This is a genomic window from Streptococcus sp. 27098_8_103, assembly GCF_041432345.1.
GTDB lineage: Bacteria > Bacillota > Bacilli > Lactobacillales > Streptococcaceae > Streptococcus > Streptococcus mitis_BV.
On record NZ_JAPVZK010000023.1, the window covers coordinates 21964 to 31267 of the forward strand.

At 39.9% G+C, this 9304-nt stretch carries 7 protein-coding genes; all 7 read right to left on the bottom strand.

Going from position 1 to position 9304, the window contains the following annotated elements:
* Positions 1-206 precede the first annotated feature (206 nt).
* Positions 207-578, bottom strand: coding sequence for a GFA family protein (locus tag O3599_RS07490; RefSeq protein WP_024057822.1), 372 nt, complete (start codon positions 576-578; stop codon positions 207-209).
* Positions 579-846: 268 nt separating this feature from the next.
* On the bottom strand, positions 847-1689 hold the full coding sequence (locus O3599_RS07495; RefSeq protein WP_024057821.1) for an aldo/keto reductase: 843 nt from the start codon (positions 1687-1689) through the stop codon (positions 847-849).
* A gap of 76 nt (positions 1690-1765) precedes the next feature.
* Entirely contained in the window at positions 1766-3157 is a 1392-nt protein-coding gene (pgdA, locus tag O3599_RS07500) for a peptidoglycan-N-acetylglucosamine deacetylase PgdA (protein ID WP_371512450.1), read from the bottom strand.
* An 87-nt stretch (positions 3158-3244) separates the two neighbouring features.
* Entirely contained in the window at positions 3245-4435 is a 1191-nt protein-coding gene (gene metK, locus O3599_RS07505) for a methionine adenosyltransferase (RefSeq protein WP_049501909.1), read from the bottom strand.
* A 214-nt stretch (positions 4436-4649) separates the two neighbouring features.
* The gene (locus O3599_RS07510) at positions 4650-5993 is read right to left on the bottom strand and encodes a DEAD/DEAH box helicase (protein ID WP_371512451.1); all 1344 of its coding nucleotides are present in this window, start codon (positions 5991-5993) and stop codon (positions 4650-4652) included.
* A 140-nt stretch (positions 5994-6133) separates the two neighbouring features.
* Positions 6134-6949: an endonuclease/exonuclease/phosphatase family protein gene (locus O3599_RS07515; protein ID WP_020903475.1), complete on the bottom strand. Its 816-nt coding sequence runs from the start codon at positions 6947-6949 to the stop codon at positions 6134-6136.
* A 51-nt stretch (positions 6950-7000) separates the two neighbouring features.
* The gene (locus O3599_RS07520; RefSeq protein ID WP_020903476.1) at positions 7001-9181 is read right to left on the bottom strand and encodes a PTS transporter subunit IIBC; all 2181 of its coding nucleotides are present in this window, start codon (positions 9179-9181) and stop codon (positions 7001-7003) included.
* Positions 9182-9304 lie beyond the last annotated feature (123 nt).

The window sequence follows — 9304 nt, forward strand, 5'->3', positions numbered from 1 at the left end:
TTACTCCTTTTTATATAAATTACTTGCGACACGAGTCTGCCTCGTCGATCATACGAGGCAAGACGAGTTAGTACTGCGTCTAGCTCAGGCACTCTAGTGCCGAGCGTGGGGCAGTCCGACTATAAGGAGGTTTCTGCCACTGACGCAGTGGAAAGTCAATTTTTTAGACATTGTTTACTCCTTTAATTTATATTATCTTCTTAGATTTATTTTTCAAGCAACCAAGAAAAGGCTGGGTCCTGAAAAATATGACGTTTAGGAACAGTTTGTAAATTCTGATCGCATTCATCTATTGTACCTAATTTCAAAACACAGACTTCTGGTATATTTTCTTGAACAGTGAAAATTTGACTATGACAGTTCTGGCAGTAATAACGCTGTTTTCCTGGAGAAGAACTATAGGAAACAAGCTTTTCTTTTCCATGCAATACTAGCTTTTCACTGCTAACTTTAGCATTAACTGTATAGGCAGACGCAGTTGCTTTCCGACAAAATGAGCAATGACAAAAAACTAATTCCGATAATTCCTCATCTAGAGTGTAGGTCACTGCTTTACATAAACAAGATCCTTTAAGCATTATGCTCCTTTCTACTTAGGCATTAGACGAATTCAAAAAGAACCGAATTTCAACACCCAAGCCTTGCGACTAGGGGCGTCAGAAACGCGGTTCCACCCTAATTTATTACTTCATTGTTTTTAAAAATACTACAGAAAGCGCCAGTTCCTTATTTTGCCCTACTTGGCTCCCACTATCCCAAGCTCGCTTGAAGAACGCCATAAGACTTTCTTTCCTGCTGACTATTATATCAAAAATTAGAAGAATGTACAATTCTTTTTATGATTTTCTAGAAATCCATATCATCAACTCGTGGAGCACCCGACTGAACAGGAATCGTTTTTAAGGTTTCTCTTTCCTCATGACTCAGTTCAATTCCAAAGCAATCAAGATTAGCCTGAATACGAGACGCTGTGACAGATTTTGGGAGTGGTAAAAATCCTTCTGCCAAGCTCCAGGCCAAGGCTATTTGAGCAACAGACTTTCCGTGATTTGCCGCAATTTCTTGCACTTGCTTGCTATCAAACAGTTCTCCCTGACCAAAAGGCCCCCAAGCTTCCAATAAAATTCCTTTTTCTCGACAGTAATCTACTACTTCCCCTTGATACACACCTGGTGCCAAACGAATTTGATTGACCGCAGGAACTATAGTTGCTGTTTCAAGCAAGGCATCAAAATGATGGGGAAGGAAATTACTAACTCCGATAGCACGGATTTTACCTTCTAGGTATAGATCCTCCATCGCTCTCCAAATCTCAGCATTGCGAGTTTTCCATGCCTCATTTTCTCTTAAAGGTTTTGGGTTCGGCCAATGAATCAAATACAGATCCAAATAATCCAAGCCCAGCTTCCCTAAAGACTCTTCAAAAGCTTGACGAGCTTGCTCATAGTTGTGATTTGTATTCCAGAGTTTACTGGTTATAAAGATTTCCTCCCTCGGAATGCCACTATCTTGAATAGCACGACCAACGCTTTCTTCATTTTTATAAATCGCTGCCGTATCGATATGGCGATAACCTACCTTTAAAGCCTCTAAAACTGCTTTGTAGGCAATCTCTCCATTTTCAGCTTTCCAGGTTCCAAATCCCAGTACTGGAATTGTAACACCATTGTTTAAAGTATAAGATTTCATTATTTTTCCTTTCTATGAGAAGAAAATCCAAAGAGCCAAATTTTCAAGGAAAACTTTTCTCTTTAGATTTTGTGTATTATTGATTGCGGTCGTAATAGAGCTGATGAGCTTTAAGACGAGAGTCTAACAAATCTGGTACGGTAACAAAGTCATAACCTTGCCCTTTCAAATAGTCAATAACCTTCGGCAGAGCATTCACTGTTTCAGCATGGATATCATGCATGAGAATAATAGAACCATTCTTGACTTCTCGTTGAATTTCTGTCAAAATCGCTGCTTCATTTTTGTTCTTCCAGTCCAGACTATCCACATCCCACATAATAAAGCTCAAATCAAGGCTATTGCGAATGTCGTCTGTAATGGCTCCATAAGGCGGACGCATGAGTTTGGAACTAGAACCCAACACTTTAGTTAGCGCATCCTCAGTATCAGTAATTTGTTTTTTAGCTTCATCAAGGGAAAGTTTTGAAAGCACTGGATGACTCCAACTATGGTTTCCAATGACATGTCCATCCGATTTCATGCGTTTCAAAATCTCTTCATTTCCAGAAACATTCTTACCTAGAACAAAGAAAGTTGCCTTGATACCATACTTAGAAAGAGTATCTAATGCTTGATTTGTCGTTGCAGGATTTGGTCCATCATCAAAAGTCAGGGCCACTACTTTACGATTTTTCTTTTCATAATAAGCCTTATATAGCTCTGCATCCTTATCTAATAAATAAGAGGACTGAATAACTTCAAAGAAACTAGATACTGGCAAGGCAATCTCGTCTAGATTTTCAACTGACTGACTTGGATAAAGGATAATCTGACTATCCTTGTAATCAAAATTCCATGCAGACAAGTCTTGGTCAGAGAAACCTTTAACAACTTGATCAATCTTTTCTTGCTCCAATTTCTTGTCCTGTAAGAAAGAAGTCAGTTCTTTTATCAGTTGCTCTTTAGCCTTACTAGCATCTGAAAATAGTTGATCAAGGGTAAAAGGTTTACCATTTTCTGTCAAATGCACTTTCGCTAGACTAGTTTTTTCAGTCTCTTCAACTTTTGACGAAGTTAAATCATAGACTTGTTTCATCACACTTCGGTTGACAATCCCTTTTAAAGTCGAATCCTGTTTCTCCGTATAATAAAAAACCAGATTTTCCTTGTCTTCCAGATTTTCCTTAATATCCTGTATCATGATTTCTTTTACAGATGAAATCACTTGCTCCCCTTGGAGAGGATAATAGGCAATTACTTCTGCTTGTCCCTTACGAAAATGATCTTTCTGATTTCCCTCACTTAATTGATCATCTTTCTCTTTCTTGAGAGATTCAATCCTTTGTTCAAAACTTTGCTTTGTATATACTTTGTATCCAATCATTGAACCAAGGACGCAAATACTTACTGAAAAGATAGCTACCATGGCTATTAAACCGATTCTCTTTTTATCGTGCTCAACACGTTTTGCTCTACTTTTATCCATAGAGATATCATATCAAATTCAGGCTATAATTTCAATTATTTTAGAGGAAATAGTATATTAAAAAGAGGGGAACTCCCTCTTAAAATCTTATTTTACTGCTTCTTTCAAAGCATCTACCTTATCCAAACGTTCCCATGGAAGATCAATATCCGTACGTCCCATGTGTCCATAAGCCGCTGTTTGACGGTAAATTGGACGCTTGAGGTCCAGCATTTGGATTATCCCTGCAGGGCGAAGATCAAAGGTTTGACGAGCTGCTTTTTCAAGCTTGCTTTCAGCTACTGTTCCCGTACCAAAAGTATCGATACGAACAGAAACAGGTTGGGCAACACCAATAGCGTAGGCTAATTGCACTTCTGCCTTCTTAGCCAAACCAGCTGCAACGATATTTTTGGCAATGTAACGAGCCGCATAAGAGGCTGAACGGTCTACCTTAGTCGCATCCTTACCAGAGAAGGCACCGCCACCATGACGAGAATAGCCACCATAGGTATCCACGATAATCTTACGACCTGTCAAACCTGAGTCCCCTTGAGGTCCACCGATTACAAATCGACCAGTTGGATTGATAAAGAATTTTGTTTGCTCATCCAAATAAGATGCTGGAATTACTTCTTTGATAACCTTGTTAATCACGTCTTGATGGATTTGTTCGTTGCTGACTTCTGGATCATGCTGAGTTGAAATAACAACTGTGTCCACACGTACTGGACGATCATTTTCATCATACTCAACTGTAACTTGTGATTTAGCATCTGGGCGAAGATAGCTAATTTCCCCAGACTTACGAAGATCTGCCAGACGACGAACCAATTTATGGCTGAGTGAAATTGGCAAGGGCATGAGCTCTTCTGTTTCATCCACTGCAAAGCCAAACATGAGACCTTGGTCACCAGCTCCAATTAAGTCCAATGGATCTTGGTCTGCATTTCCACGAACCTCCAAGGCTTCGTTAACACCTTGGGCAATGTCAGGAGATTGTTCTACCAAAGATGGATGTACTCCTACAGTCTCAGCAGAAAATCCATATTCTGTATTGGTATAGCCAATCTCTGCAATGGTATCACGAACCACACGGTTAATATCCACATAGGCATTTGTAGAAATTTCACCAAAAACGTGGACGGAACCAGTATATACAGCTGTCTCTGCAGCAACGTGCGCCTCTGGATCCTTGGCTAAGATAGCATCCAAAATCGCATCTGAAATTTGGTCTGCAATCTTATCTGGATGCCCCTCAGATACAGATTCAGACGTGAATAATTTACGTTCTGACATAAAAATGTCCCCCCTTAAAAATAGTGTTATAGAGTTACAAAGTACTGATAGGAAATTTCTTAGTGCTGAATACCTACCATCTTATCGGGACTATATAACTTTATCATTATACCATTTTTAAACGCAATTTGCAGTCTTTAATGTAGTGTTTCTGTATAGATAGTTCGTTCTCATAAATAAAAAAAGTTGGAGGTCAGTACTCCAACAATTACTATTAAAATGTTTGACGTTTTGCTTTACGCTCTGCACGGCCACGAGCACGATTTTCAGCGCGTTTGGTTTTGCGGCGTTTTTCATCAACCGCCCATTTAATTTTCTTCTTATAACCCGGTTTGACTTTTTTCTTTTTCTTTTTAACCAAACCAATCATTTCGATATCAAGTTTATCTTGTTTTTTCTCACGGTTGGCACGACGATCACGGTCATAGGTATCTTGGAATTCTCCATCTTTTACCATCTTCGGAGTAAACTTGATTCCCAATTTCTCCAACTCACGGATATCCGAGTCATCGCTTGGCTGATAAAGGGTAATAGCTGTACCTGGTAGGCCATTTCGTCCAGTACGACCAACACGGTGAACAAAGAAGGACAAATCTTGCGGAATAGCATCATTGATGACATGGCTGACACCTTCAATGTCAATTCCACGCGCTGCCAAATCTGTTGCGACAATATACTCAAAATCCAGATTTTTCACCTGGTTCATGATACGTTTGCGCTCACGAGGGGCAATACCCCCATGGATTTTTGCCACCTTCAAGCCTTGAGCAGTCAGATATGAATACAATTCATCAGCACGCGTTTTAGTGTTAACAAAAATCATTGCCAAATACGGTTGCATCAACTGGGTCAATTGGTAAATTTGAGCATTCTTGTCACGACCCTTGGTCGAAATCAACCAATTATCAATGGTATCAGAAATGACCGTTTTGGTCTTGATTTTCTCCATAACAGGATTTGACAAGTATTTTTTCAAGAATGGTTGCAGTTTTTGTGGGATAGTCGCTGAGAAGACCATGAATTGCAAGTCTTTTGGAAGGCTTCCAGCAATCTTATCAACAGTTTCCAAGAATCCCATATCCAAGGTCATATCTGCCTCATCGACCACAAAGGTCTTAGCCTTGTGAATAGCTAGGTCACCAGACTTAACTAAGTCATAAATACGGCCAGGCGTTCCGATAACAATATGAGGCTGGTTACTTGCCAATTTGTCAATCTGGCGAGCCTTATCTGTACCACCCACATAATTAACCACACGAATTTCTACCTCTGAGTGGGCTGCAATCTGACGGGCTGCTTGGTAAATTTGAGTAGCTAATTCACGGCTCGGTGCAGTAATGACTGCTTGAACACTATCGCTGGTTTCATCTAATTGCTGGAAAATCGGCAATAGGAAAGTGTGAGTCTTACCCGAACCTGTTTTTGATTCTCCAACCAAATCTCGGCCTGCCAAGACAATGGGAATCAACTTATCTTGTACCTCTGTTGGAGTTATAAATTTCAACTCCTCCAAGGCTTCTCTAATATAGTTTTTAAATTGAAATTTCGTAAATGACATAATATCCTCGATTCTATCTATCCTATCAATTATACCACATTTTATTCCATTTCAGTAGTCTCACTTATTTAGGCTATTTCCAGCACCTTTTCTAGTCAGAAAAAGGCTGGAATTTGTGAATCCCAACCTCTTTTCAGTCCTTATTTCCAGTTTAAAATAGCATTCAAGCCATAGTGATCACTAACTTGCGGACCCTTGTTACCATCAAATACGACATGTAAATTTTCCACCTCTAACTCTTTGGTAGTAAAAACATAGTCGATTCGAAGGGGTTCTGTATTCCCCTTCCAGCCATCAATTTCTGGTGGAACGGTATAGCTACCGCTTTTCTCTTGAGCAACTTCAAAAGCGTCTTGTAAGCCTAATGGACTAGCTAAAATAGCTTGGTAACCTTCCTGACCTGCTGGATTGTTGAAATCTCCAGCCAGCAAAAGTGGCTTGTTCAATTCTTTCAAGACAGCCTCAAATCGCGCCCATTCTTCTTGGAAACCTTTATCCCACCAAGAAAGGTGGACACTGGCAACTGCAAGGTCCTTGCCATCAACTACAGTTTCAGCCAGGGCGACACGGCGAGTATGATAGTCTGTTGGATCATCCACATCTGAAACCAAAATTTCTCTTGCTTCAATAGGTGTTTTAGACAAGATAGCCACACCTTCATGGTAGCGGTCATAACCAATATGGTTATAGGCCCAAGTCCAGTAGTAATCTTTCCCTTGCTCTGACAACTTTTCAACCAAAAGTCTAACATAATGGTCTTGGTGAATAGGCTCAGCTGCTGGCAAAGCTTGATAAAGGTCATTAACCTCCACCACTGGCGAAGTGATCTCCTGATTGATTTCTTGGAAACAAATCAAATCATAGTCTTTTTCAAGAATATCCTCAAGCAAAATCTGGAATTTTTCCTCTGCTTCTTTCTCCATCCAACTGTGAGTATTGAGTGTTAAAAATTTCATTCTTTTCTCCCAAAATAAGAGGTTGGAATACAGCTTCCAACCTCAAGTATATTACAATTCTACTTTAGCAACTGCTGTTTTAGCTGCAAGAGAACCTGTTTTTTCTAATTTAACTGATTTAATTGCATCACCATTTGTGAAGACAACTACTGTTGAAGTTTCACGTCCTGCTGCACGGATAGCATCCAAGTCAGCTGTGACAAGAAGATCTCCTGCTGCAACTTTTTGTCCTTCAGCAACATGAACTGTAAATGGTTTACCTTCAAGACTTACTGTGTCCAAACCAATGTGAACCAATACTTCAAGACCTGGTTCAGTCACAATACCAAGAGCATGTTTTGTTGGGAAGATGCTTGATACAGTACCTGAAACTGGAGATACAATGTTTCCATTTGCAGGTTCTACTGCAAATCCATCACCCATCATTTTTTGAGCAAATACTGGATCTTTTACTTGTTCCAAAGCAACAACTTGACCGTCTGCTACTGAGTAAACTTCCTCAGTAAGACCTTTGAAGTGAACAGTGTTTTGTTGTGCTTCAGTCATTTGGCTTGGAAGAGTTTCAGGAATGATTTCACCTGAATCAAGGATATCTTGGATATCAGATTTCAATACGTCTGCTTTTGGACCGTAGATAGCTTGAACTCCTTGTCCTTTCATGACAAGACCCATAGCTCCTTCTGCTTTCCATTGTTCTGCATCACCGACTTTGTCAGCATCTTTTACAGTTACACGAAGACGAGTCATACATGCATCAACATCAACGATGTTTGCACGTCCACCAAGAAGGTTAATAATGTTTACAGCTTGAGAGCCTGCTGCAACTTTCACTTCGCTACTAGCTTCTTCTGAACCTTCAGCAGTTTCGTAATTTCCGTTACGTCCTGGAGTTGCGTAGTTGAATTTTTGAATCATGAAGTTTGCGATAAAGTACATGATTACGGCAAAGAGAACAGTTACCCAGATAAAGTTAACGATATCCATACCAATACCAGCATTAATTGCTAGTGGTGTACGAGTCAAGAATTCAATTGAACCGAATGAGTGGACACGTAGGTTTACTACGTCAGCCATAGCGAAGGCAGCACCTTGAACAAGTGAGTAAACAAGATACATAGGTGTTGCTACAAACATGAACATGTATTCGATTGGTTCAGTAACCCCTGTCAAGAATGTTGCAAGAGCTGTCGCAATCATCATACCTTTATATTGATGTTTCTTATCAGCATCGACATTACGGTAGATAGCAACGATCATACCCATCAAGATACCGAATGAACCGATCATTTGTCCAACTTTGAAACGAGCTGGGTGAACAGTATCTAACAATTGTTGGTAGTGACTTGCATCTGTACCTTTAAGGTTAACAAGGTCTGTTACCCATGCAAGCCATAGTGGGTCTTGACCAAATACTTGAGTACCTTTAGCTGCACCAGTTAAAATGTCATAAGTACCACCAAGAGCTGTGTAGTTCATTGGGATAGTCAACATATGGTGAAGACCAAATGGCAAGAGCAAACGTTCCAAAGTACCATACAAGAATGGTGCAAGGATTGGAGCAGTTTCTTGTGAGTTGGCAATCCAGATACCAAAGCTATTGATACCTGTTTGAACTACTGGCCAGAAGGCAGCAAGTAGAATTGCAGCGATTGCTGAACGAAGAATAACTACAAATGGTACGAAACGTTTCCCGTTGAAGAATGAAAGTGCATCAGGAAGTTTACGGAAGTTGTAGTATTTATTGTAAGCAGTTGCCCCTACAAAACCTGAGATAATCCCTACAAACACACCCATGTTCAATGCTGGAGCTTCAAGAACACTAATGAAGTAATCAGCAACTTTGATTGAACCACCAAAGAGAGTTGTGACCATAGCATCTGGATTTTTCAACATATCTCCTGATACACCAAAGATTGTACCAGTGATACGGTTAATCAAGATGAAGGCAAGACCAGCGGCGAAAGCACCACCAGCACGTTCTTTAGCCCAGCTTCCTCCAATTGCTAGGGCAAACAAAATGTGAAGGTTACCGATAACCCCCCAACCAATTTGCTCAAGAATTCCACCTGTAACTACAAGTGGTGCAAAAGTTGGGTTAATCATTACGATAGACTTACCGATTGAAATCATCAAACCAGCAGCCGGCATAACCGCGATAACCACCATCAAAGCCTTACCGAATTTTTGCCAAAACTCGAAAGACAAGACATTTTTGAATGTATCTTTCATCATTCAAATCTCCTTTATTTTTATTTAGGCAAACGTTTTACGAAAACGTTTGCACTTTCTATAATTCAATTATACCACTTTAATTTTTTTTGTAAAGGCTTTTATAAAAAAAAGTAGACTTTTTTC